Annotated in this window: 18 protein-coding genes, 1 tRNA gene and 2 pseudogenes; 10 read left to right on the top strand and 11 right to left on the bottom strand. The window is 69.6% G+C overall.

Annotated elements, in window-relative coordinates; translation table 11 throughout:
- Positions 1 to 448 precede the first annotated feature (448 nt).
- Positions 449 to 901, bottom strand: a complete 453-nt coding sequence (locus ACHMXE_RS24205; RefSeq protein WP_395351804.1) for a hypothetical protein — start codon at positions 899 to 901, stop codon at positions 449 to 451.
- A 198-nt stretch (positions 902 to 1,099) separates the two neighbouring features.
- Here ACHMXE_RS24205 and ACHMXE_RS24200 point away from each other — a divergent pair, with 198 nt between their 5' ends.
- From ACHMXE_RS24200 to ACHMXE_RS24185, 4 genes are all read left to right on the top strand, one after another.
- A complete protein-coding gene (locus ACHMXE_RS24200) occupies positions 1,100 to 1,342 on the top strand; it encodes a helix-turn-helix domain-containing protein (RefSeq protein ID WP_395351802.1) in 243 nt (80 codons plus the stop codon).
- A 412-nt stretch (positions 1,343 to 1,754) separates the two neighbouring features.
- A tRNA-Gly gene (locus ACHMXE_RS24195) sits at positions 1,755 to 1,828 on the top strand.
- 143 nt (positions 1,829 to 1,971) lie between these two features.
- On the top strand, positions 1,972 to 3,255 hold the full coding sequence (locus ACHMXE_RS24190; protein ID WP_395351800.1) for a PucR family transcriptional regulator: 1,284 nt from the start codon (positions 1,972 to 1,974) through the stop codon (positions 3,253 to 3,255).
- A gap of 165 nt (positions 3,256 to 3,420) precedes the next feature.
- Positions 3,421 to 5,772: a hypothetical protein gene (locus ACHMXE_RS24185; RefSeq protein WP_395351798.1), complete on the top strand. Its 2,352-nt coding sequence runs from the start codon at positions 3,421 to 3,423 to the stop codon at positions 5,770 to 5,772.
- On the opposite strand, the gene ACHMXE_RS24180 is transcribed toward ACHMXE_RS24185, so the two are convergent.
- Complete coding sequence (locus ACHMXE_RS24180; RefSeq protein WP_395351796.1) at positions 5,760 to 6,311, bottom strand: AAA family ATPase; 552 nt, start codon at positions 6,309 to 6,311, stop codon at positions 5,760 to 5,762. The two genes, ACHMXE_RS24185 and ACHMXE_RS24180, sit on opposite strands and share 13 nt — an antisense overlap.
- 178 nt (positions 6,312 to 6,489) lie before the next feature.
- Positions 6,490 to 7,428, bottom strand: a complete 939-nt coding sequence (locus ACHMXE_RS24175) for an AraC family transcriptional regulator ligand-binding domain-containing protein (RefSeq protein WP_395351794.1) — start codon at positions 7,426 to 7,428, stop codon at positions 6,490 to 6,492.
- On the opposite strand from ACHMXE_RS24175, the pseudogene ACHMXE_RS24170 reads away from it, so the two are divergent.
- Both ACHMXE_RS24170 and ACHMXE_RS24165 read left to right on the top strand, forming a co-directional pair.
- Positions 7,395 to 8,192: pseudogene (locus ACHMXE_RS24170) on the top strand (DUF6351 family protein); the annotation flags it as partial. The gene ACHMXE_RS24175 and the pseudogene ACHMXE_RS24170 sit on opposite strands and share 34 nt — an antisense overlap.
- Positions 8,193 to 8,205: 13 nt before the next feature.
- Positions 8,206 to 9,768, top strand: coding sequence for a DUF6351 family protein (locus ACHMXE_RS24165; protein ID WP_395351792.1), 1,563 nt, complete (start codon positions 8,206 to 8,208; stop codon positions 9,766 to 9,768).
- On the opposite strand, the gene ACHMXE_RS24160 is transcribed toward ACHMXE_RS24165, so the two are convergent.
- Both ACHMXE_RS24160 and ACHMXE_RS24155 read right to left on the bottom strand, forming a co-directional pair.
- Positions 9,747 to 10,259 carry a GAF domain-containing protein gene (locus ACHMXE_RS24160; RefSeq protein ID WP_203201527.1) on the bottom strand — a complete coding sequence of 171 codons (513 nt, stop codon included), beginning with the start codon at positions 10,257 to 10,259 and terminating at the stop codon, positions 9,747 to 9,749. The two genes, ACHMXE_RS24165 and ACHMXE_RS24160, sit on opposite strands and share 22 nt — an antisense overlap.
- Positions 10,260 to 10,350: 91 nt before the next feature.
- Entirely contained in the window at positions 10,351 to 11,058 is a 708-nt protein-coding gene (locus ACHMXE_RS24155) for a Crp/Fnr family transcriptional regulator (protein ID WP_395351790.1), read from the bottom strand.
- 139 nt (positions 11,059 to 11,197) lie between these two features.
- On the opposite strand from ACHMXE_RS24155, the gene ACHMXE_RS24150 reads away from it, so the two are divergent.
- Together ACHMXE_RS24150 and ACHMXE_RS24145 are read left to right on the top strand one after the other, a co-directional pair.
- A complete protein-coding gene (locus ACHMXE_RS24150; protein WP_395351788.1) occupies positions 11,198 to 13,447 on the top strand; it encodes a DUF6351 family protein in 2,250 nt (749 codons plus the stop codon).
- Between the two features lie 179 nt (positions 13,448 to 13,626).
- The gene (locus ACHMXE_RS24145; protein ID WP_395351786.1) at positions 13,627 to 13,860 is read left to right on the top strand and encodes a hypothetical protein; all 234 of its coding nucleotides are present in this window, start codon (positions 13,627 to 13,629) and stop codon (positions 13,858 to 13,860) included.
- A 104-nt stretch (positions 13,861 to 13,964) separates the two neighbouring features.
- Here ACHMXE_RS24145 and ACHMXE_RS24140 read toward each other — a convergent pair whose 3' ends face one another.
- The 4 genes and pseudogenes from ACHMXE_RS24140 to imuA all read right to left on the bottom strand — a co-directional run bounded on the left by ACHMXE_RS24140 (position 13,965) and on the right by imuA (position 20,540).
- On the bottom strand, positions 13,965 to 14,921 hold the full coding sequence (locus ACHMXE_RS24140; protein WP_203201531.1) for a hypothetical protein: 957 nt from the start codon (positions 14,919 to 14,921) through the stop codon (positions 13,965 to 13,967).
- Positions 14,922 to 15,025: 104 nt separating this feature from the next.
- Positions 15,026 to 18,381, bottom strand: a pseudogene (locus tag ACHMXE_RS24135) (error-prone DNA polymerase).
- The gene (locus tag ACHMXE_RS24130) at positions 18,374 to 19,753 is read right to left on the bottom strand and encodes a DNA polymerase Y family protein (RefSeq protein WP_395351783.1); all 1,380 of its coding nucleotides are present in this window, start codon (positions 19,751 to 19,753) and stop codon (positions 18,374 to 18,376) included. Before ACHMXE_RS24130 ends, ACHMXE_RS24135 begins: the two are co-directional and overlap by 8 nt.
- Positions 19,722 to 20,540 carry a translesion DNA synthesis-associated protein ImuA gene (imuA, locus tag ACHMXE_RS24125; RefSeq protein WP_395351781.1) on the bottom strand — a complete coding sequence of 273 codons (819 nt, stop codon included), beginning with the start codon at positions 20,538 to 20,540 and terminating at the stop codon, positions 19,722 to 19,724. The genes ACHMXE_RS24130 and imuA overlap by 32 nt, the downstream gene beginning before the upstream one ends.
- Positions 20,541 to 20,772: 232 nt before the next feature.
- Here imuA and ACHMXE_RS24120 point away from each other — a divergent pair, with 232 nt between their 5' ends.
- Both ACHMXE_RS24120 and ACHMXE_RS24115 read left to right on the top strand, forming a co-directional pair.
- On the top strand, positions 20,773 to 21,660 hold the full coding sequence (locus tag ACHMXE_RS24120) for a CmcJ/NvfI family oxidoreductase (protein WP_395351779.1): 888 nt from the start codon (positions 20,773 to 20,775) through the stop codon (positions 21,658 to 21,660).
- A gap of 14 nt (positions 21,661 to 21,674) precedes the next feature.
- Positions 21,675 to 22,283, top strand: coding sequence for a 2-hydroxychromene-2-carboxylate isomerase (locus ACHMXE_RS24115; RefSeq protein WP_395351777.1), 609 nt, complete (start codon positions 21,675 to 21,677; stop codon positions 22,281 to 22,283).
- Positions 22,284 to 22,292: 9 nt separating this feature from the next.
- Here ACHMXE_RS24115 and ACHMXE_RS24110 read toward each other — a convergent pair whose 3' ends face one another.
- Together ACHMXE_RS24110 and ACHMXE_RS24105 are read right to left on the bottom strand one after the other, a co-directional pair.
- Positions 22,293 to 23,207, bottom strand: a complete 915-nt coding sequence (locus tag ACHMXE_RS24110; protein ID WP_395352784.1) for a LysR substrate-binding domain-containing protein — start codon at positions 23,205 to 23,207, stop codon at positions 22,293 to 22,295.
- 106 nt (positions 23,208 to 23,313) lie between these two features.
- Complete coding sequence (locus ACHMXE_RS24105) at positions 23,314 to 24,213, bottom strand: LysR family transcriptional regulator (RefSeq protein WP_395351775.1); 900 nt, start codon at positions 24,211 to 24,213, stop codon at positions 23,314 to 23,316.
- Positions 24,214 to 24,281 lie beyond the last annotated feature (68 nt).

The raw sequence follows: 24,281 nt of genomic DNA, 5'->3' as shown, positions 1-24,281 counted from the left end.
GGAGGAAGGTCTGGGTCGTTCCGTCTTGATGACGATGAAGACCTTCGAAGCAGTTTTGATGAGACCTAGTGCTGGTCCCCAAAACGGTCGATTGTGAAGAGGCTTCGACGGTGAGACGAGGATCACATGCGGAGCATGTGAGGACGAGTCGAATCGGCGACCCGTAGGCACTCGTTGGGAAGCTGCCGTTCTACCATTGAACTACACCCGCGTGGGGGCGGATTCTAGCGTCAGTCCTGGTGGCTCCTCCACAGTGGGGATCCAGGATGGGACGACTTCCTTGACGATTCGGCGGCTTGGAAGTGATTGAGAGGCTCTCGATCGGTCTGGCAGCGGTCAAGAGCGTTCGAACACGATCGGACGACTACTGGTGACGGTCGGTGCTTGTGATCAGAATAAATTGAATAGAGGTACATGTACCTCTATTTTGATCAAATGAAAGTGCCCATCACTGCGGACGGAAGTTCCCTCCGCACGAATGCCATCCCTCATTGACCACCCGGTTGCGATCCTGATTGTGATGAATGCATTGCGCTTGATTGGTATCAGTGTTCTCCATCCACCCGATGTACGCCGTCTGCGGCTTGTTGCCGTAGTTGCTCACGCAGTTGAAGGTGTAGCCCACCACGTACGCCGGACGATTGTTGGCGGAGGCCGTTCCTCTGATGCGCTCAATCACCTTGGCGTCTCCCAACTTGTCGCAGACATACCCGAACAAGTCAGGCGAGGACAGAAACCGAAGCGCCAAGGCGTCTTCCGGATGCGCGGGCTCCGGTGCGCGTTGCGTGATCTTCGACGCGGAAGACGCAGGTGCTGGACTGGGACTGGGCTTGTTCTCATTGAAGCAGCCGGCAAGCGACAGGACGCCGATGGTCGCAGCGACGGTGAATACGGTTCTCATTGATCAATTTCTCCTCGACTCGTTGACTTGAAGATGAATTCGACCCGAGGGTGACCTCGCGTCAAAGCCACGACGGTGGTCGCGATGCCGTTCAAGCAGCCGGCTCCCTCACTTTCCCGGCATGAATCGAATCCTTCAACGACGACTGCGGTACATGGACCGTGGCCTCATATGCATCATATCCGTAACGATCAGAGGGTGCCAAACCTCTCCAGTCATCGCCAAGACCCACAACTCGTGGCCTTAGGCATGGCTATCCGTAGGGTTCGACAGGCGAACAAAATCTCGCAGGAAAAACTTGCCCTCACCGCCGAGCTGGACCGCAGCTATGTCGGTCGTGTGGAGCGAGGGGACAACAACGTTGCGATGCTGACCCTCTCCCGGATTGCGGCAGCGCTGGGTGTCTCGATCAGTGCGCTCCTGATTGAAGCCGGCCTGTAGCGGAACATCTCCAGACCTCAGTAGTGAAATTCGATGATCGATTTCTTTGAGCACTTCACGCGCAAGCAGCTCATCTATCTGGCTCTCATGATCCCGTTCGCGCTAGCAGCGCTTGGTGTTCTCTGGGCCTCTTTTAGGGAAGGGAATGGCGGAAGTGGCGTCCTCGCATTCGTTGTAATGGCCATCATCCTTGTCTTGGCAGTCACGGCCATTCCCTACGTCTAACCTCCAACCACTCAATCCCGACCGTCACCAGTAGTCGTCCGATCGTGTTCGAACGCTCTTGACCGCTGCCAGACCGATCGAGAGCCTCTCAATCACTTCCAAGCCGCCGAATCGTCAAGGAAGTCGTCCCATCCTGGATCCCCACTGTGGAGGAGCCACCAGGACTGACGCTAGAATCCGCCCCCACGCGGGTGTAGTTCAATGGTAGAACGGCAGCTTCCCAAGCTTCATACGAGGGTTCGATTCCCTTCACCCGCTCCACACACCTGACCCCGGGCCGCGCAATGCGGCCCGTCGTGCTTCTGGCAAGCACTCTTGCGCGCCCTCTCCTCCCCGCCCGACACTGTCGGCCAGCCGCCATCCGAGCGGCACGGCACGAAGAGATGGATGGAGACGAATCCCGCATGGAAAACCCGCCCACGCCCGAGCGCATGAGCCTGCCCGCGATGGAACCGCTGTCGCCCGGGCTGCGCGGACTGGTCCGCGAACTGCGCCGCGACAGCCCGAACCTCTCGACGCACATGCTCGACACGCTGCGCGGCAGCATTCCCGAGTACGGCGCGCTCGGGCAGGCGCTCGCGCACGACGTCTACCGCGTCGGCCTGCGCAACGCGGAGCTCTGGTACGACGCGCTGCTGATCCGCGACAAGCCGCACGACGACGACCTGCAATGGATCGGCCGCTTCAGCCAGCGCCGCCACGCGCAGGCGCTCTCGCTGTCGGCGCTGCTGCAGGCCTACCGCACCGGCACGCGCGTCTACATGGACGCGCTGCTCGCGCACGTGCGGCCGCATCCCGCGCTGTGCGACGAGGTGCTGTTCCGCGTCTCGCCCTTCCTGCTGTACTACAGCGACCTGCTGAGCCGCACGGTGAGCGATGCCTACCTGGCCGAGCACACGCGCGAGATGCGCTGGAAGGCGCAGATGCAGGCGCGGCTCGCGGCGGCGGTGTTCGATCCGACCTGGGTCGGCGCCTTCGACGACGCGGCGCAGGCGCTCGGCATCCAGGCCGACCAGCCGCACGTGGCGCTGGCGCTGCGGCCGATGCCGCTGGAGCCGACGACGCCCGAGGCCGGCGAGCGGGTGCTCGAGGCGGTGGCGGCGGCGGTGCGCGAAGACCTGGGACCGGTCGCGCTCTCGCTGCATCGCGGCCACTGGGTGGCCTGGCTGCCGGCGCCTCCCGGTGAAGCGGCCGACGCGCGCGAGCGCCGCCTGCTCGCGAGCATCGAGCAGGCGATGCGGCTGCGCCCGAGCATCGAGGCGGCGGGCCTGGGACTGCCTTCGCAGGGCGCCGCGGGCTGGCGCGGCAGTGCCGAGCAGGCGCTGGCCGCGATCGAGATGGGACAGCGCCTGCGCCGCAACGACGCCAGCTTCTGCTATTCCGAATTCGCGCTCGACACGCTGATGCGCCAGTCGACCGAGGTCTCGGCACTGTGCAACGAGATGATCGCGGCCCTCGCGGCCGAGCAGCCGCTGCTCGAGACGCTCGAGAGCTATTTCGACCACCGGCAGAACCACAAGGCGACCGCGGCCGCGCTCGGCATCCACCGCAACACGCTGCTGCACCGGCTCGCGCACATCGAGTCGTTGCTCGGCGCGCGGCTGGACGACATGGCCTGGCTCTCGCGGATGTATCTCGCGCTGCGCCAGCGCCGCCTGGGCCGCGGCGGGACCTCGGCGCTGCACTGAGGCCATCGCGCCGAGGGCACCCGCCCTTGTGCAGATGCACAGCCCGGCAGGGCACCTTGCCAATGGCGCGCGCGGCAACCCGTCCGTAGAGTGCGGGAGCCCGCGGATGGCCACGCCATGTGGCGGCCTGGGCCTTCGAGAAGACACAACAGGAGACAACGACCCATGCCGATGCCCGATCGCGCGCAGGCCCCTGCGCGCCCCGACCTGCTTCACGACAGGACCACGACCTCCCGCCGGCCACGCCGCTGGCGCCTGCTCGCCGGCACGGCGTTGCTGGCCACGATGGCGGCGCTGTCCGGCTGCGGTGGCGGCGGTGGAGGCTCCAGCTTCGGCTTCGCCGGCTTTCCGCCCCCGTCGGGACCCGGCACCGGCAACCCGCCGCCGAGTGACCCGCCGATGCTCGCGAGCATCGACAGCCAGTTGCCCGCCGACACGGCCACCACGGCGCAGCGCTGCGACTTCCTCGATCCCGCGCACTGCATGCTGCCGTTTCCCAACGACTACTACACGGTGGCCGATGCCAGCACCGACACCGGCCGCCGGCTGAACCTGCAGACGGCCTCGATGCCGCGCAGCGAGGTGGTGCGCAACAAGCCGATCGACACCACCGAATGGAACCGCAACGACGGCTTCTCGCCGGGCGCGATGATCGTGACGCGCGTGCCGGGCGTGGACCTCGCGCGCACCGGCGCGCCGGGCATCGGCGATCTCTCGGCCTCGCTCAAGGCCGACGCGCCCGTGGTGCTGATCGATGCCGACACGCTCGAGCAGAAGCTGATCTGGGTCGAGCTCGACAAGAACAACGTCAGCGCGCCCGACCGCCAGAGCCTCAACATCCGCGTGGCGAAGAACCTCGAGTGGGGCCATCGCTACATCGTGGCGATGCGCAACATGAAGGATGCCGCCGGCAAGACCATCGAGGCCGGACCCGCGTTCCGCATCTACCGCGACCGCCACGAGAGCGCGCTGGGCTTCGTGAACGACCGCCGGGCGCACATGGAGAGCATCCTCTCGACGCTGCAACGCGCGGGCGTGGCACGCGAGCCGCTCTACCTGGCCTGGGACTTCACCGTCGGTTCGCAGCGCAGCATCACGGGCCGCATGCTCGCGATCCGCGATGCCGGCTTCGCGGCGCTCACGGACGGCACGCCCGGCTTCAAGGTGACGACGGTGCAGGACCTGACGCCCGCGCAGGACGCGCGCATCGCGCGCCACATCGAGGGCACGCTCACGGTGCCGAGCTTCGTGGCGGCTCCCACGGCCGGCACGGCCGACATCACGCCGGTGATCGCCGCGGTGGCGCCCTACCTGGGTGGCGGCGCGCTGTCGGTGCCGGCCGTCAAGGCCGCCTTCGACACGCTCGGCGACAAGCCGCTGCCGCTGGAGACCTTCCGCTACGCCTCGGCCACGCCGGGCGTGTACGACACGCCGGTGTGGGACGGCCACTCGACGCTCACCGTGCCCTTCATCTGCAACATCCCGCGCGCGGCGCTCAACCCCGACGGCAGCATCAACCCCGCGCGCATCTCGCTGTACGGCCACGGCCTGTTCGGCAAGCCGACCGAGGTCAACGCCAGCAACGTGAAGGACATGAGCAACGAGCACAACTTCGTGTTCTGCGCGACCAACTGGTACGGCTTCTCGCAGACCGAGATCGTGCCCTCGGTGTTCGGCTTCTTCGACCTGTCGAACGCGCGCGTGCCCTTCGACACCACGCAGCAGGGCGTGCTCAACATGCTGATGCTGGGCCGCGCGATGCAAAGCGCCAAGGGGTTCGGCAGCAATGCCGCCTTCCAGATGGGCACCACGCCGCGCAGCGTGCTCGACACCAGCGAGCTGTTCTACGACGGCAACAGCCAGGGCGGCATCCTCGGCGGCATGCTGATGAGCGTGGCGCAGGACATCCACCGCGGCGTGCTCGGCGTGCCCGGCATGAACTACTCGCTGCTGCTCGAGCGCAGCGCGGACTTCCCCGAGTTCGCGACCATGGTCTACGCCGCCTACCCCGACAGCCTCGACCAGCAGTTCATCTTCTCGCTGTGGCAGACGCTGTGGGACCGCGCCGAGGCCAATGGCTATGCGCAGGCGATGACCGACAAGCCGCTGCCCGGCACGCCCGCGCACAAGGTGCTGATGCACGTGGCCTTCGGCGACCACCAGGTCACGATGTGGTCGGCCGAGGTCGAGGCGCGCACCATCGGCGCCAGGCTCTATTGCCCGGCCACGGCCAGCGGCCGCCATCCCGACGCGCAGCCCTACTTCCAGCTCTCGTGCATGGACCTGGGCGCCGGCGGCTACGACGGCTCCGCGATGGTGGTGTGGGACAGCGGTCCGGGCCGCCTGCCGCCCCCGCCGCAGGACAACCTCGCGCCCACGGCCGGCAGCGATCCACACGAGGACCCGCGCGCCACGCCGGCCGCGCGGCAGCAGAAGTCGGAGTTCCTGCGCAGCACCGGCAAGGTGATCGACGTGTGCGGCGGCGCGCCCTGCCGCTCGGCCGCCTACGCGCCCTGAAGCGGCGGGAGGCGCAGCGAGCCGTCTCCCAGTCTCTTCACGACCGCGCTCCGCGTGTCGTCCCGCGACTGCCCGGCAGTCTCGATGACATGCGGCTCCAGCGCCCCGAGCGCCCCGAACTGCGCATGCAGCTCGCCGATGGGCCCCGGGTCGGTGAGCGTGTCGCCGCCTCGCTCGCGGCAGCGCACGATCGCCTCGTCGAGCACCGGCCGCAGCACCGCGTAGTGAAGCGGCACCGCCAGACCGCGGAAGGCCGGCAGGAACCAGGGCCCGACGATGCCGTCGACGATGACGAAGAAGCCGGCCCGAGCATAGCCTTGCGCCGCCTCCGCGAGCACGCCCACGACGGCTTCGTTCTGCCGTTGCGCGGCGGGCAGATAGGGCGCGATGGCGCCGCTGCGGATGAAGTGCCAGAAGTCGTCGGCATGCAGGTGCACCACGGGTTCGGCGATGGCCGGCACGAGGGCGCGCGCGGTGGTGGTCTTCCCCGCGCCGGGCGGACCGGTGAGAACGAGCACGTGGCCTGGCAGGTCGATCATGCGTGCGCGCCCTCGCGGTACGCGGGCGCGGTCTTCGAAGTCCGCGCCTCGCGCGCAAGGCCGCGCTCCATCGCTTCGCCGCCCTCTCGGTAGTCCCCCGGCGTGCCGCCGGTCCAGCGCCGGAAGGCGCGGTGGAAGGCCGCCACCGTGGAGAAGCCGAGGTCCGAGGCGATCGAGATCAGGGCTCCGAGCCGCGCGTGAGCCGCTCGATGGCGACGTCGCGGCGCAGCGCGTCCTTGATGTCCTGAAAGGTCGCGCCCTCGGCCTGCAGGTGCCGCACCAGCGTGCGCGCCGACAGGCCGAAGGCGCCCGCCACATGGGCGATGTCGCAGTCCTCGCCGAGCCGCGCCTGCAGCCAGCCGCGCACGCGGTGCGCCACGCTGTCTGCGCCCGGCGGCACGAACAGCCAGTCGAGCGGCGCGCGATGCAGCAGCTCGCGCAACTCGAGTCCGGAGCGGCGGCGCACCGGCCGGTCGAGGTACTTGGAGTCGAAGACCATCGCGGTCACGGGCTGCTCGAAGCGCGCGGGGCCGGGGAACATGAACAGGTAGTCGGCCGCGTCGTCGGGCCGCGCGAAGCCGAAGTCGATGCGCTGCAGTTCGATGCGCGCGCCGATGATCCACGAGCACAGGCCGTGCACCAGCTTCATGTGCAGCTCCTGCACCAGGCGCGCGCTGCGGGCCTGGCGCGGATAGGCATCGATGCGGATCACGGCCTCGTGCTCGTCGCGATGCAGGGTGAACACCGAGCCGTCGTCGAGCACGCGGTTGAACTGCATCCATCGCTTGATGGCGACCTGCAGGGTCGGTGCATCGAGCATCAGGATGCTCAGCACCTTGAGCGTGCCGCAGCGCAGCGGCCGCGCATAGAGGCCGGGCATCTCGTCGTCCATGTGCAGCGCCACGCTGCGGAACAGCTCGGCGAACTGTTCCTCGGTGACGCGGCCATGCCGCTGCGCGAGCAAGGTGGGCGAGATCGTGGCCAGGTGCAGCATGCCGTGCAGGGTCGGCGCATCGATCGGCAGTCCCTCGAGGAAATCCCTGACGTACGAGATCGGCAAGGTGGGCCGGCCCGCGAAGTTCGATGCAGCGGATCTCGCTGCAAGAGGCATGTGCATGGCGTGATTGGCAAATGAAGTTGGCGCGATCGGAGAACACGGGACCGCATGCGCTGCATAGAGTGAAGCCGACGCCGTGCGGCGAGGGCTCGATCAGGCCGTGCGCGTCGACATCATCCGTCCCACGAAAGAAGAACACCATGAGACAAACGCTCGGTTCGACGCGAACCGCGCCGCCGCTTGCGCGGCCGGCACGCATCCTTTCCCTCGGTATCGCCTGCGCGGCGCTGCTGGCCGCCTGCGGCGGCGATGGCGGTGGTGGCGGGGGCTTCACCCCCGTCGTGCCGGCCTCGCCACCGCCCTCGGCGCCGGCGGCGCTCGACAAGGCCTCGATCACGGTGCTGTCGTCCAAACCGCAGTTCGTGAGCGGTGGCGATGCGCTGGTCGAAGTGAAGGCGCCCGCGGGCGCGAAGGCCTCGGGGCTGGAACTCACGCTGAACGGCAAGCCGGTGACGGCCCAGTTCGCGCCCGACGCCAGCGGCAACCTGCGCGGCATGGTCAAGGGCCTGGCCATGGGCGCGAACACGCTCGCGGTGAAGGCGAGCGCCGAGGGCCGCGCGTCCTCGAATGCCGAACTGGTGCTCACCAACCATCCCGACACCGGGCCGATCCTCGCGGGCGCGCTGCTCACGCCCTATGAGTGCCGCACCGTCGAGTCGAACATGGGCACGCCGCTCGACGCCAACTGCTCGGCGGCGCGGCGCTTCGACTACTTCTACCGCACGCCGGCCGGCAGCTTCAAGCCGCTGGCCGATCCCGCTCGCGCGCCCGTCGGACTTGGCGCAGACCACGACCATCGAGGGCAAGACGGTGCCCTACATCGTGCGCGTGGACTCGGGCACGGTGGGCCGCACGATCTACCGCATCGCGCTGCTCGACGATCCCACGGCCGAGACCGCGGCGCCCGCCGGCTACAAGCCCGCGGCGGGCTGGAACGGCCGGCTGGTCGTGAGCTTCGGCGGCGGCGCGGGCACGCAGTACAACCAGGGCGTGAACCAGGCCACCGATGCGCTGAGCGACCTGCACCTGTCGCGCGGCTTCGCCTACATGATCTCGACCGAACTGGTGAACGGCCAGCGCGGCAACGCGGTGCTGCAGGGCGAGACGCTGATGATGCTGAAGGAGCGCTTCATCGAGACCTACGGCGTGCCGCGCTGGACCGCGGGCTCTGGCGGTTCGGGCGGCGCGATCCAGCAGCTGGTGATCACGCAGATCTACCCGGGCCTGCTCGACGGCCTGCAGCCCTCGCTGACCTTCCCCGACGGCAGCCTGCACGTGGCGGACTGCCGCCTGCTGGAGAACGTCTACAAGGCCGACACCGCGACCTGGACCAATGCCAAGCGCACCGCGGTCGACGGCTTCACCAACGGCACCTGCCGCGCCTGGGACCTGAGCTTCGTCAACACCATCGTCGCGACCAACGCGCCCGGCTGCGCGCTCAAGGACGTCTCGAAGGTCTACGACCCGATCAACAACCCGACCGGCGCGCGCTGCACCACCTCCGACATGCGCACCAACATCATGGGCCGCGACCCGATCACCGGCTTCGCGCGCAGCCCGCTCGACAACGTCGGCGTGCAGTACGGGCTCGAGGCTTTCAACAAGGGCGCGATCAGCGCCGAGGAGTTCGTGACGCTCAACGAGAAGGTCGGCGGCTACGACAAGGACGGCAAGCCGGTGCCGCAGCGCACCGTGGGCGATGCGCTCGCGCTCGAGCGCGCCTATGCGAGCGGGCTGGTCAACTCGGGCGGCGGCGGGCTGGCCTTCGTGCCGATCCTGCATTCGCGCACCTACAACGACGCCTCGGGCGACATCCATTCGCACGAGCGCGACCTGGTGGTGCGCGCGCGGCTGCAGCGAGCCAATGGTCGCGTCGACAACCAGATCATCTGGGTCGGCCCGCGCACCGGCTATCCGCTGGCCGCGCTGTCGCTCGACGTGATGACGCAGTGGCTCGACGGCATCGCGGCCGACCCGGCGCCACTGACCACCGACAAGGTGGTGGCGCACAAGCCCCGGGCCGCGGTGGACGCCTGTTTCGACGGCAGCGGCACCAAGTACGAGGAATCGCCGGCCTACGGCGCCACCGGCACCTGCGCCACGATGTACCCGCTGCATGGCGAGCCGCGCCAGCAGGCCGGCGCGCCGCTCACGAACGACATCAACAAGTGCCAGCTGAAGCCGGTGCTGGCGTCGGACTACGCCCAAACCCTCACGCCCACGCAGCTCGCCCGGCTGCGCACCGTGTTCTCCAGCGGCGTGTGCGACTGGAGCAAGCCGGGTGTCGGGCAGGTGCCGCTGAAGGGCACCTATCAAAGCTACGCGGTCGCGCCGGGCTGATCGGGCAGCCGCGGCGAGGCGGCGCGCAGCACGTGGTCCGACAGCAGCCGCGCGGCCTGCTGCAGCCGCTCGAACTGCGCGTCGCCGAGGCTCTGGCGCACCAGGTCGAAATGGCACAGCGTGCCGGCCAGCCGGCCGTCGCCATGAGTGAGCGGCACGCCGTGGTAGGCGATCACCATGCCCTGGTAGGGGCTGCCGTCGAGCAGCCGCTCCTCGCGCGAATCCTCGGTGCACAGGCGGCCGTCGCGCAGCACGAACTGGCAGAAGCTGTTGCCCAGCGGCACCACGGCGAGCTGTTCGGGGCGCGCCTCGCCGAGCTTGTCGACCATGTAGACATTGCGCAGCAGGTCGCCGTCGAGCACGAAGACCGCGGTGTAGCGGTGCGGCACCTCGGCGTTGAGGCAGCGCAGCGCCGCCTGCACGCCGTGTTTCCGAAGCACCTCGCCCAGGTCTTCGGACAGGGCTGCGGCGGCGTCTGACGGGGATTTCATCGCCGAACTGTAGCAAAAAGAATTCATTTTCAGCCAACAGCCCGCCTTGGCACGCGACCCGGGGCGCTGGCGTGGCGTTCGCCGCGGCGCTTCAGGCGCGCCGTGCCGACGCCGCGTCCTCGGCCAGCGCGGGGCCGTCGTAGGACACGCGGTAGTTGCTCAGTCCCGCGAGGTCGAGCACCGTAAGGCCGCGCTTCTCGAGCCGGATCAGCCCCAGCGCCTGCAACCGCTGCAGCGCGACGTTCACGCGCTGGCGCGAGACGTTGGCGAGCAGGCCGATCTCGGTCTGCCCGACCTGCAGGTGGCGCGGCGCATCGGGATAGAGCTCGGGATCGAACAGGCTCGCGAGGCAGTTGGCCACGCGCGCGTCGGTGTCGAGCAGGCGCTCGTGCGCGAGCGCGCCGATGAACAGGCTCAGCCGCGCGTTGAGCAGCTCCTGCAGGTAGTGGTTGAAGGGCACGCTGGTCTCGCGCAGCCAGTCGAAGGTGCGGCGCGGCATCAGCGCCACGCGCGTGGGCCGCAGCGCGAACACGTCGTAGCGACGCGCCTCGTGCTTGAACAGCGACCCCTCGCCGAACCACACGCCCGCCGACACGCCCGTGAGCGTCGACACGCGGCCGTCCTCGGAGGCCACCGACATCTTCGCGAAGCCGTCGATCAGCGCCATCCAGTGCTCGACCAGCTGGCCCGCGCCCGCGATGCAGGCACCGCGCGCGTACTGGCGCTCCTGCATGCCGCCCAGCACGCGCTCGAGATCGGAAGAAGAAAGACCGGCCGCCCACCGGGAGCGCCGCACCATGCCTTCGAGGCAGGCCGCGGGCTGCGGGGTATCAGGGATTACCTGTAGCAATTCACGCCTCATCTGTCGTCGCAACGACCGTGGTGCCGCGTGCCGCTCCTTAATCTTTGTGGAGATCGACACCAACACAGGAGACCTCATGTTCGCCATCCCTCACGCCTCGCGCAAGCGGGTTTCTCCGTGGCCGGCCCTTCGCGCCGGCTCCGTCGCGGCACTGGCCATCGCCGCGGCCGCGCTGCTCGCCAGCTGCGGCGGCAGCTCCGACAGCGGCGCGGTGTTCCTGCCGGTCGCGCCGCCGCCGCCGGCCGCGCCGCCGCCCGCCCCGGCCGCCTTCGACGTGCGCACGCTGTCGTCCAGGCCCGAGATGGTGAGCGGCGGCGACACGCTGCTCGAGGTGCGCGCGCCCGAAGGCGTGGCCACCGACAAGGTGCGCGTGAGCCTCAACGGCAAGGACGTGAGCGCGCAACTGAGCACGCGCGATGCCGCCACGCGCACGCTGCGCGGCCTGGTCACGGGCCTCGCCGAGGACCCGGCCTCGGCCACCGGCAAGGACAACCTGATCGTCGTGACCAACGCCGACAAGCCCGAGCAGCGCACCGAACTCAAGCTGGTCAACTACCCGATCACCGGCCCGATCCTCTCGGGCCCGCACATCACGCCCTACGAATGCCGCACGGTGCAGAACGGCCTGGGCGTGGCGCTCGACGCCAACTGCTCGGCCACCACGCAGGTGGTCTGGTACTACCGCAGCAAGGCCGGCAGCTTCAAGCCGCTGGTCGATCCGACCGGCACGCGCCCGGCCGACCTCGCCGACACCACCACCAACGACGGCGTCACCGTGCCCTACATCGTGCGCGTGGAGTCGGGCACCATCGACCGCGGCGTGTACCGCCTCGCGGTGCTCGACAACCCCGCGAAGGACGCGCCCGCCACCTGGAAGCCCGGCAAGGGCTGGAACAGGAAGCTGGTGCCCTACTTCGACTGCTGCGGCTCGGCCCAGTACAACCAGGGCGTGCACCCGATCGAGTCGATCCTCGACCCGATCGCCGACATCTACCTGTCGCGCGGCTTCGCCTTCTTCAACTCGACCGAGCTGTGGAACAACCAGCATGCGAACCCGCACCTGCAGGGCGAGACGCTGATGATGATCAAGGAGCACGTGATCGAGGAATTCGGCGAGGTGCCGAAGTGGACCGCGGGCATCGGAGGCTCGGGCGGCGCGATCCAGCAGTACCTGATCGCGCAGCTCTATCCGGGGCTGCTCGACGGCATCCAGCCGATCGTCTCGTTCCCCGAGACGCTGATGCCCGAGGTGATGGAGTGCCGGCTGCTCGACAACGTCTACGGACTCGACATGGCGACCTGGACGCCGGCCAAGAAGGTCGCGGTCAATGGCTTCAACCAGGGCACCTGTGACAACTGGGATGGGTCTTTCGCAAGCATCATCAAGTCCGACAACGCGGTGGGCTGCGGCTTCCTCGAGCCCGGTAATGCGGCCAACGTGTTCAACCGCGCGACCAACCCGAACGGCGTGCGCTGCGACCTGTTCCAGACCAACGTCAACCTGCTGGGCAAGCGCCCCGGCACGCAGGAGGCGCGTCGCCCGATCGACAACATCGGCGTGCAGTACGGCCTGGCCGCGCTCAACAAGGGCACGATCTCGGTGAAGGAGTTCCTCGACCTCAACGAGAAGGTCGGCGGCTACGACCGCGACGGCAACGTGCAGGCGGCACGCTCGCAAGCCGATGCCGGTGCGCTCGAGGCGACCTATTCGGGCGGCTTCAAGAACAGCTTCTCGGGCCCGGGCCTCGCGAACATCCCGATCATCACGCAGCGCGGCAATGCCGATGCGACCGGCGACATCCACGACACGCTGCAGGACCTGATCATCCGCGCCCGGCTGCAGCGCGCCAACGGCCGCAGCGACAACCAGATCATCTGGACGCTGGGTTCGTCGACCTCGATCCTCAGCTACGTGGGCGATTCGATCGACCTGATGAACAAGTGGCTCGACAACATGGCGGCCGACAGCGCCGCGGCCTCGACCGACAAGGTGGTGCGCAACAAACCCGCGGGCGCCAACGATGCCTGCTGGGACAAGAGCAACAAGCGCATCGACGAGGTCGCGTCGCAGGACCCGGCCGCGAAGTGCAACGTGGTCTATCCGCGCTTCAGCACGCCGCGCATCGTGGCCGGTTCGCCGCTCGTGAACGACGTGCTCAAGTGCCAGCTCAAGCCGGTCGCGATGGCCGACTACACGGCGACCTTCAGCGGCGCCGAGGAGACGCGGCTCAAGACCATCTTCCCGGCCGGCGTGTGCGACTGGAGCAAGCCGGGCGTGGGGCAGCAGCCGCTGAAGGGCAGCTACCTGCGCCTGCCGCTGAACTGACGGTTTCATGATGGGGATTTCAGGGCTCTTCGGAGCCCCTTTTTCTTGGCGCGGCGCGGGGCTTTCGCGCGATAGGAATTCCCCATCCGCGCGGGCTTCGGAGAAGGACTTTCAACTGTACGTTCATACAGTACTTCTCTAGAATGCCTCGTCTCCAAGAACAACTTCGAGGCGACCGCATGACCACCGCCAATCCGCCCGCAGCCGCTGCGCGCATCCTCTTCTTCTCACGCCCCGCGCAGCCGCAGCCCGCCCCGCGACCCACCCCGCGTCTGCGCGCCACGGGACGCCTCTCGACCTGGCCGTTCCGCGTGCTGCGGCACAACGAACAGGACGATCCGCACGACATCAAGGCGCAGGCTGCGCGGGTGTTGCGGACGACGGCGCAGCAGTGGTGGCCGAAGGAGGACTGAATCGCTCAGCGTTCGAAAGTGAAAGAACGGCATCCGGCGAGATCCACGCCGTGCGCTCGCCTCACGCCACCGAACCGGCAACCATTGCGCCGGCCCCTCGGACCTCAGACCAGCAGGTCCTGCACGTCCTCATCGAACCCCGCCATCGGCTGCGCCTTCGCGAGCGCCAGCCACACCGCGAACGGAATGCGCTCGAAGCTGCGATGCACCGCGGCACGCGCGACCACGAGGCGTTCGCCCTCGAGCACCATCACGCCGCATTCGGCCGGCACCTCCTCGGGCGTGGCGATGCAGCGGCCGCGCGCGTCGTTGCCCAGCACGTACCAGCACTCGCCGCCGAGGTCGAGGTAGGCCGCGCGCTTGTCGGGCTTGCGCAGGTCGCCCAGCAGGTCGGCGCGGCTCACTTTCACCTCGTGCACGATCGGATGCGCATAGGCCTCGACGCTGGTGTTGCGGATCGAGAAGACATCGGGCCTGGCCATGCACCAGCGCGCCTTGCCGCCCTCCTCCGCCGGCGGCAGCTTCGCGCGCAGGCTCAGTCCGCGCCAGGCGATGCGGCCGCCGCGCGTCATCTCGCGCGCCACGCGTTCGACCAGCGCCTCGTGCGGCGACAGCGCCGCGCGGTTGATCGTGAGCGTGGTGGCGATGCGCGCGAGGCCGGCATCGGTCACGCGCAGGGTCTCGTGGCCCTGCGCCGACCGCACGCGCTCGAGGAAGCCGCCCGCGAGCAGCTCGACCTCGACCGCGTCGCAGCAGGGCCAGCCGGCCGAGCGGTACATCTCGCGCAGGCGCCGCGCATGCAGCTTGCCGAAGGGCACGCTGCCCGAAGCCGTGGCGATGGCCAGCGAGGCCGCGAGCGACACCGCGGTCTGCATCGGCGGTTCCTGCACCGGCGGCGGAAAACCGGGATCGGTCACGGGCGGCATCGCGGGCGGCGGATCGCCCTCGGGCGGCGGGCCGGGCGGCATGACGGGCGGTGGCGGCACCACGGGCACGTCGGGCGCGGGGGGCGGCGGACCGATGGGCGTGGCGACGATGGGATCGAGGGCGAGTGCGGACATGGTGAGGAACAGGTTAGCGAAATCCGGTGGATGAGGCGAGGACTCGAACGAAGGGTTGCGATCGGTTGCAGAGACGGACGGAACGCGCGGATGCGGTCATCGCGTCAGTGGAAATCCCGGCTGCTGTTGCTCTGCGCGAGCCGGCCCATCAGCGGCGTCAGGTCCTTGAAGCCGGTGGCGATCAGGTGCTGCACCTTGCCGCCGCTGTCGTCGTCGCGCTGCCAGGTGCCCTGCACCGCGAGCAGGTGCGATTTCAGGAGCGGCTCGCGCCAGGCCTCGATCACGTGGTTCCAGACGATCACGTTGACGTTGCCGGTCTCGTCCTCGAGGGTGACGAAGATGGTGCCGTTGGCGGTCTGCGGCCGCTGCCGGCCCTTGACGATGCCGCAGGCGCGCACCACGTGGCCGCTGGGCATGGCGCGCAGCTGCTCGGCGCTCAAAAGGTTCATGCGCGCCAGCCGCGGTCGCAGCAGCGCGAGCGGATGGCGCCGCAGCGTGAGGCGCATCGACGCATAGTCGCCGACGATCTCCTCGCCCTCGGGCGCCGCGGGCAGCGCCAGCGCCTCCTCGTGGATCGGCACGCCCTTGAGCAGCCCCGGCGCGCGCCGCTGCGCCGTCGCATCCACAACTGCTGGCGCCGATGGCCCGACAGCGAGACCAGCGCATCGGCCGCGGCCAGCGCCGCCATGTCCTTGCCGTCGAGCTCGGCGCGCAGCGCGAGGTCCTCGGTGCTGGTGAAGGCCTGTTGCGCGCGGGCTTTGAGCAGCCGCTCGGCACCGCCCTGGCTGAGGCTCGCGACGCGGTTCAGGCCCAGGCGCACCGCGGGCTGATCGTCGTGGCCCAGGCGCTCGGCATAGCGCATGTCGGTGCCCGGCGGCACGCGCGGCGCATCGGCCGCGCGCGGCTCGAGCGTGGTGTCGATCCCGCTGCAGGTCACGTCGACCGGCCGCACCTCCACGCCATGCCGGCGCGCGTCCTGCACCAGCTGCGAGGGGCTGTAGAAACCCATCGGCTGCGAATCGAGCAAGGCGGCGAGGAAGCAGGCGGGCTCGTGGCACTTGAGCCAGCTGCTGACCGTGACCAGCAGCGCGAAGCTGGCGGCGTGGCTTTCGGGGAAGCCGTAGTCGCCGAAGCCGAGGATCTGCTTGAAGATGGCTTCGGCGAATTCGGCCTTGTATCCGTTGCCGGTCATGCCCCGCACGAGCTTGTCGTGGAAGCCCTCGAGTCCGCCCTTGCGCTTCCACGCGGCCATGGCACGGCGCAGCTGGTCGGCTTCGTCGGCGGAGAAGCCAGCCGCGATCATCGCGATCTGCATCACCTGTTCCTGGAAGATCGGGATGCCCAGCGTGCGCTCCAGCGCGGGCTTCAGATCGTCCTTCTCGTAGACGATGGGCAGGCCCTTGGCAACGCGTTCGCGCTGCTTGAGGTAGGGATGCACCATGCCGCCCTGGATCGGCCCGGGCCGCACGATCGCGACCTCGATCACCAGGTCCTCGTAGCTGCGCGGCTTCAGGCGCGGCAGCATCGACATCTGGGCGTGGCTCTCGATCTGGAACACGCCCACGGTGTCGGCATCGCAGATCATGTCGAACACCTCGGCATCGTCGCTCGGGATCTGGTGCATCTGCCTGGACCAGCCCCGCCAGCGGTTCATGTGGTCGAGCCCCCGCCTGATCGCGCTGAGCATGCCGAGCGCGAGCACGTCGACCTTGAGCATGCCCATGGCCTCGAGGTCGTCCTTCTCCCACTGGATGACCGAGCGGTCCTTCATCGAGGCCTTCTCCACCGGCACCAGCCGCGTGAGCTTCGTGTGCGTCAGCACGAAGCCGCCGACGTGCTGGCTCAGGTGGCGCGGAAAGCCGCGCAGGCGCCGCGTCATCTCGATCCACTGCACGAGCTTCAACGCGTCTTCCCGCACGCCGACACGCGCGCAGGCCGCATTCAACTGCTCGCCGAGCACGGTCTCGTCGAACCAGTAGTGGTCCTTGGCGAACTCGTCGATCAGCCGCTCGTCGATGCCGATGGCCTTGCCCACGTCGCGCAGCGCGCTGCGCGCGCGGTAGCAGATGACGACCGCGGCGATGGCGGCGCGTTCGCGGCCGTACTTCTCGTAGATGTACTGGATGACCTGTTCGCGCCGCTGGTGCTCGAAGTCCACGTCGATGTCGGGCGGCTCGTTGCGGTGCCGGCTCAGGAAGCGCTCGAACAGCAGCGTGCCCTTGTCGGGGTCGATCGCGGTGATGCCGAGGCAGAAGCACACCGCGGAGTTGGCCGACGAGCCGCGACCCTGGCAGAGGATCTTCTGCGACTGCGCGAACTTCACGATGTCCTCCACCGTGAGGAAGAACATCTCGTACTTCAGCTCGACGATCAGTGCCAGCTCCTTCTCGACCTGCTCGCGCACCTTGTCCGGAACGCCAGCGGGATAGCGCAGCGCGGCGCCTTCCCAGGTCTTGCGCCTCAGCGTTTGAACGGGGGTTTCGCTGGAACCGAGGGTCTCGAGCGGGTACTTGTAGTTCTCCCTGATCACTCCCGGATCGAAGCGGCATCGATTCGCCACCACCAGCGTGTTCGCCAGCATGTCGCGCAGATAGATCTCCGCCAGCCGCATGCGCTGCCGCAGATGCCGCTCGGCATTCGACTGCAGCGCGAAGCCGCACTCGGCCACGGGCCGCCCCACGCGCACGGCCGTCAGCACGTCCTGCAGCGGCTTGCACGAGCGCGCATGCATGTGCACGTCACCGGCCGCCACCAGCGGCACACCGGCCTGCTCGCTCGCCTGGACCAGTCCGACGAACCACAGGTCGTCGTCGAGCTCGTTGAACAGCTCCAGCGCCAGCCAGAGGTTGTCGCCATAGAGCGCCTTCGCGGCCATCAGGTCTTCGTGCAGCGTGGCGGTGTCCAGGTCCTGGCCCGGATGGCGGTGCGGCACGAACAGGATCTGGCAACGCTGCAGCGATGCCACATCGCTCTCTTCCCAGCTCACGCGGTACTCGCCCTTTCGCAGTTCGGTGGTGCGCGCGGCGGTGATGAATTCGCAGAGGTTGCCCCAGCCCTCGGTGTCGTTCGCGATCACCACGAGCTTGAAGCGCTCGAAGCGGAACTCGCTGCCGTACAGCAAGCGGAAATCGGGGTTGCGCGGGATCGGCGGCTCCTCGGGATGCTTCTTCTCGTAGTCGGCGAGCTTGCGCTCCATGTCGCGCAGGCAGACGAAGGCCCGCACGATGCCGGCCACCGAGCATTCGTCGGTGATGGCCAATGCCGAATAGCCGAGCTGGTAGGCCCGGTCCACCACCTCCTCGGGCGTCGACGCCCCACGCTGGAAGCTGAAGTTCGTGAGGCAGTGCAGCTCGGCATAGCCCGGCAGCGTCGCTACCGGCGCGGTCCTCGACGGCGCCGGCAGCGCATGCACCTGCGCCGGCTGGCGGTTGCGCATCTGCCTGTCGCTGAGTTCAGGCATAGAAGCCCTGCAGGTACCAGCGCACCTCGCCCGCGGAAAAGCGCGCCAGCGGCCGCTCGCGGAAGATCCACAGCAAGCCGGCCTCGGGGCTTTCGGCCACGTAGTAGTCGCGCATCGCGGGCTGCCCGCCCTCCTCCTCGCCGCCCCACCAGCCCGCCTCGACGCGCTGCGGCCCGATCAGCCTGCTCAGCGGACCGCCATAGCAGGGGCGCTCGCCGTCCATCTCGAGCAGCAGGGGCTGGGGCAGCAGCCAGGGCGGATAGATGGCGTCGGGCTGGGAGGCCTCGGCCTGCGTTTCCTTGCGGGCCCTGGGCGGCGCGGCGCGGTCCGGCTGCACGCTGCGCAGCGCCGGCTGCCAGGTCTGCGTGTGTCCGGCGCGGTGATCCGCCCGCGCCCGCGGCACCAGCACCTGCATCGCCCCCAGCCGCACGCTCAGCCGCTCCACCATCTCGTGCAACTTGTCGCCCTTGCGGTTGTCCTCCGGCAGAAAACTGGTGCTCGCCCCGGCCCACGGATCGGTCTCGAGCGAGCGCAGCTTGAGCCAGCTCGCGGGCGCGGCGAGCGTGGCCAAGGCGAGCTTTTCGGACAGCAGGCGGCGCAGGTGCGCGAGGTCCTGCGTGGGCTCGGCGGTGCGCACCGCGATCTGCTGGGTCGGCGGCAGGTTCACGCCGTTGAAGCGCTTGAGGTCGAGCGTCCATTCCAGCTCGAGCGCGCGCGCGCCGCGCTGGCGTGCGCGCAGCCAGATCTGCAGCGCCGACAACAACCGGTTGGCCGACCACATGAGCTCGGGTGCGGTCTCGGCCAGCGCGGGCAGCTCGAGCTTCTGCTCGAACACGTCGGGCAGCGTGAGCCAGGCATGGCTTTCGGGGCGCAGGGCCCAGGCGATGTCGAGCGCGGCGCGCAGCTCGGCGCCGAAGCGCCGCGAGAGCCCGCCGCGCGGCAGCGCCGCCACCTCGCCCCAGCTGCGGCAACCGAGCCGCGCGAGCGCATCGAGGTGCCCGCGCGCGGCGCTCAGGGTGTCGAGGGGCAGGCCGGCGGGAATCTCGGGCGGCCGCTTCTCGTCGCGCACGAACAGCCGCAGCCGCGCCAGCGCCTCGAGGCTGGTGGCGCCCTGCGCGCCGCGCAGCGCGGCGGCGGCGGGCGCGGGGTTCTCGTTGAGCAACTGGCGCATCAGCGAGGAACGACCGCCCCACAGGCGCTCGCAGGCCGAGACCTCGAGCATCAGCGCCTCGTCGAGCCAGCACACGTGCGGCGTGTAGCGCAGTGCCCACCAGCCCAGCGCCTCGGGCGTGGGCATGGCATCGGCGGCGGCCGCGGCGGCACCGGCCTCGGCCTGCGCCTCAAGCGACCACTGCAAGGCGATCCAGTGCATTGGCGCCTCCCATCTTCCATGCGTCGATGCGCACCACGTTGGCGGCCGGCGGTGCGTCGACGACCGCCTCCACCGCAACCACGCCCTGCTGCTGCGCGCGCAGCTTGCGCCGCAGCCGCGCGGCCGCGAGCAGCGCCGCCATCCGTTCGCCGCGCGCCGGCAGCAGCACCGGCGCGGCCAGCGGCGGGCCGCGGCGCTTGAGGATGTGCAGCTCGATCTGCGCCGGGTCGGCCTCGCAGCGCGTGATGCGCAGCCGCAGCCGCGCGGGCGAGGCCGACTGCGCCACCGACTCGGGCCGACAGACGAACAGCAGCGCCTCGTGCTGCGCGGCCGCGAGCTGCAGCCGCCGCAGCTCGCCCACGCGCGCCTGCGGCAACCAGGCCAGCACCGCCCCCACCTCGGCGCAGCGCAGCGCCTGCTCGCAGGCCCACAGCCGCGCGGCCGCGGCCTCGCTGCGCACCCACATCAGCGCCTCGGGCCGCAGGCCATGGGCCGCGAGCGAGGCGCCGAAGGGTTCGCGCGGCGGGCCGATCAGCACCACGGGGCCGCCGCGCGCCGCCACCGACTGCACCAGCGCGGGCAGCAGCAGCCGCCAGACATGGTCCTCGGGCGCGGCCTGCAGCAGCTCGCTCATGGCGCCGACCGGCCAGCCTCCGCCCGGCAGCTGCGCGTCGAGCGCGGCATGGCCGGTGCCGATGACCTGCGCGTCGGCGCTGCCGAGCTCGTCGGCATGCCAGACGCCGCGGCCGGCGGCGGGAGAGAGGGAGGCGAGGGAAGGAAGGCCCATGATGGAACTGTTAACTGTATTTTTATCCAGTATTTCCAGGGTTCGCAATCGGGGCGGCAAATTTCTTTGCGGCGCCCTCTTTCTCATTCCATTGGCTCATGCGATGACGCCAAGATCTCGTTTGAGGCCCCGCGCCGAAGCCGCTTCAATGAGGCTACGAAGAATGGTCCTCATGGCCGCGGCGGATGGGCCGCCGCGGCCGCCAGCGGGCCATGTCCCAGGAGCCCCAGGAATGCACGCCACCCTTTCCCATTCCCCACCCGCCGGCTCGGCCATCGCCGCGGCGGCGCTGCCCGCCAGCGGCGACATCGAGGCCGGCCTCAACTACCTGCGGCCGACCGCGCTGCGGCCCTACAGCTACGCCTTCACGCCGCCGGCCGGCCTGCCCTGGGAAAGCGGCGAGTACGAGCGGATCGCGATGCCGATCGCCGATGCCCGCGGCCGGCCGACCCATATCGAGCGCGAGGGCTTCGAGCTGCGCGAGGCGCCCACGGCGGTCGCCGACTTCCTCGATGACGCCGAGGTCCGGGCCGTCTACTACCCCGAGCTGGCCGCGCTCGCGCTCGCGGTCACCGGCGGCGCGCGCGCCCACGTGTTCGATCACCTGGTGCGACAGCGCGAGCCCGAGCGCACCGCGCTGAACTTCGGCCGCGGCAAGACCGACGGCAAGGCCGCCGCCAATGGCCGCATCCACAACGACTACACCGAGGAATCGGGCCGTCGCCGGCTCGCGCTGGTGCTCGCGAGCGCGGCCGAGGCCGCGGCCGTGCGGCGCTACTGCATCGTCAACATCTGGCGCTCGATCGCCGGGCCGGTGCTCGACACCCCGCTGGCCGTCTGCGATGCACGCACGGTGATGGCGCGCGACCTGGTGAATGCCGAGGTGCGCTATCCGAAGCGCACCGGCGAGATCTACCTCGCCACCCATGCCGCCACCCACCGCTGGTCGTATTTCTCGCGCATGGACCGGCACGAGGCGCTGGTGTTCAAGCAGTACGACGCGCAGCTCGGCGGCGTCGCGCGCTTCACGCCGCACGCGGCCTTCGACCATCCGCTGGCACCGGCCGATGCCCCGCTGCGCGAGAGCATCGAGGCGCGCTGCCTGGTGGTGTTCGAGTGAGAAAGGCGATGGTCATGAACGCACCCACGCTCGACTTCTGGTTCGACTTCGGCAGCAACTACAGCTACCTCAGCGCGATGCGCATCGAGGAAGCCGCCGCCGTGCACGGCGTCGCGCTGCGCTGGCAGCCCTTCCTGCTCGGGCCGGTGTTCCGCGCGCTGGGCTGGGAGACCTCGCCCTTCGTGCTGCAGAAGGAAAAGGGCGACTACGCCTGGAAGGACATGGTGCGCCAGTGCCGCAAGTACGGCCTGCCCTGGCAGCGGCCCAGCAATTTCCCGCGTGCCGCCGTGCTGCCGCTGCGCATCGCGCTGGCCGGCGCCGGCCAGCCGTGGATCGGCGAGTTCTGCCGCCGCACGATGCGGCTGAACTTCGCCGAGGACCGCGACATCGACGCGCCCGAGACCATGGCCCGGCTGCTCGCCGACATGGACCTGCCCGCGCACCGCGTGATCGACGAGGCGCTGTCGGACGCCAACAAGCTGCGCCTACGCCGCCAGACCGAGACCGCGATGGAGAAAGGCATCTTCGGCGCGCCCACCTTCTTCGTGGGCGAGGAGATGTTCTGGGGCAACGACCGGCTCGACGATGCGCTGGCATTCGCCCGCGCGCAGGCCGGCGCCTGAACCCAGGGCTCAGCGCGGCGCGGAACCCTTCGCTTCGGCCACCAGCCACTCGGCCACGTGCCGCACCTCCTCGCGCGGCTGCGGCTCGGCCTGGATCAGCCAGTAGGCATGGCCCGAGGGCTGGGCCGGCAGCGCGGCTTCCACGCGCACCAGCCGCCGGTCGTCGAGCAGCGGCTGGATCAGCTCGAGCCGCCCGAGCGCCACGCCCTGCCCCGCCATCGCGGCCTGGATCAGCTGGTCGTACTGGTTGAAGCGCAGCATGCCGCGTGGCCTGGCGTCGGCCCAGCCGGCCGCGGCCAGCCAGTCGCGCCACTGCAGCCAGGGCCGCTGCGCATCGTCGAACTCGAGCAGGTTCAGCGCCGCGATCGCCTCGGCCGAGGCCAGCGGCGGCAGCGCCAGCGAGGGATGGGCCACCGGCGCCACCGTTTCGCCGAACAGCCGCACCGCGCCCGCCGGCGCCAGCGCGGGCGTGGTGTAGCGGATCGCGAGGTCGATGCCTTCGTTGCGCAGGTCGGCCACGCGGTTGTTGGCCGACACGCGCACGTCCACGCCCGGATGGATGTCCTGCACCCGACTGAGCCGCGGCAGCAGCCACAGCCCCGTGACGCCGATGCTCGCGCTCAGCGTCACCGGCCGCTGCGCGCCGGTGCGGCCGATCTCGCCCATCACCTCCTGCAGCTGCTGCACCACCGCATCGGCGCTGCGGAACAGCCGCTCGCCCTCGGGCGTGAACGAGATCGAGCGATGGCCGCGCACCAGCAGCTTCACGCCGAGCTGCGCCTCGAGCGCATGCACCTGCTTGCTGACCGCCGACTGCGTCACGCACAGGTCCTGCGCCGCCAGCGAGATGCTCATGCGCCGCCCCACCGCGACGAAGCCGCGCACGAGGTCGAGCGAGGACAGGCGAACGAGCGGAAGCGGCAGGCCCATGGCGAGTGCGGCGAGTGCGGCGAGTGCGGCTGAATGGCGAGGGTGGGATGGGATTGGAGCACAGCCACCCCCCTTCGTGTCTTCGGGTCGGGGCGCCCGGCTACCGCCCGAGCGCCGCCACCCCGTCCGCCACCGCCTTCAGCGACTGCGAGAAGGCCCGCGCCGCCGGCGTGAGCGCCGCGGGGTCGCGCATCAGCAGCGACACCCGCACCTGGGGCAGCCTGTCGGCGACCTGCAGCGCGACCAGCCCGCGCGCCGCCGCCGCATGCCTGAACAGCGAGGTCGCGGCCAGGGTCAGCCCGCCGGATTTCTTCACCAGCGTGATGCCGAGCTGCCACGAATGGCAGATCACGATGTCGCGCGGCGGCGGCAGGCCGGCCGCGGCGAAATGGCGGCGCAGCAGCTCGACGCCGTACCAGGGCACCACCCACATGGCCTCGTGCAGCTTCGCCATCGAGCGCACGCGCGCGAGCGGATGCCTGGCGCCGGCGACCACGGCCAGCGGGAATTCGAGCAGCAGCTCGCGGTGCACGCCGTCATCGGCATCGGGCGCGAGTTCGCCGAGGATGGCGAAGTCGAAGTCGCCGCGGCTCCAGAGGCCTTTCACGTCGGCGCCGCTGAGCTCCTGCAGCTCGAGTGCGACACCCGGCCACTTGCGGCGGAAGTCCTGCAGCGCGTCGGGCAGCAGCCGCTCGACCGCGAAGGAACTGAAGGCAACGCGCAGCAGCCCGCCGGCACCGTCGCGCAGTTGAGCGATCTCGTCCTCGGCGCGGCGCACCTCGTTGGCCAGCAGCCGCGCGCGCTGGAGCAGGGCCTCGCCGATCACGGTGAGCGACACGCCCTGGGCGCTGCGCACCAGCAGCTGCGCGCCCACGCTCTGCTCGAGCTCGCGCATCGCGTAGGTCATGGCGGGCTGCGTGAGGCCGGCCACGCGCGCCGCGGCGCGGATGCTGCCGGCCTCGGCGATCGCTTCGAAGATTCTCAGATGGCGCAGGTTCATGGGAGGGCAAGGAATGGGGTGATCAGGGATTTTGATCGCCCTGGAGTTTTTCGAGTCTTTTCCGATGC

It is taken from the genome of Variovorax sp. UC122_21, assembly GCF_044056785.1.
Lineage (GTDB): Bacteria > Pseudomonadota > Gammaproteobacteria > Burkholderiales > Burkholderiaceae_C > Variovorax.
Note: the sequence above shows the minus strand (reverse complement) of the source record. Positions and strands in the feature narration are given on the sequence as shown.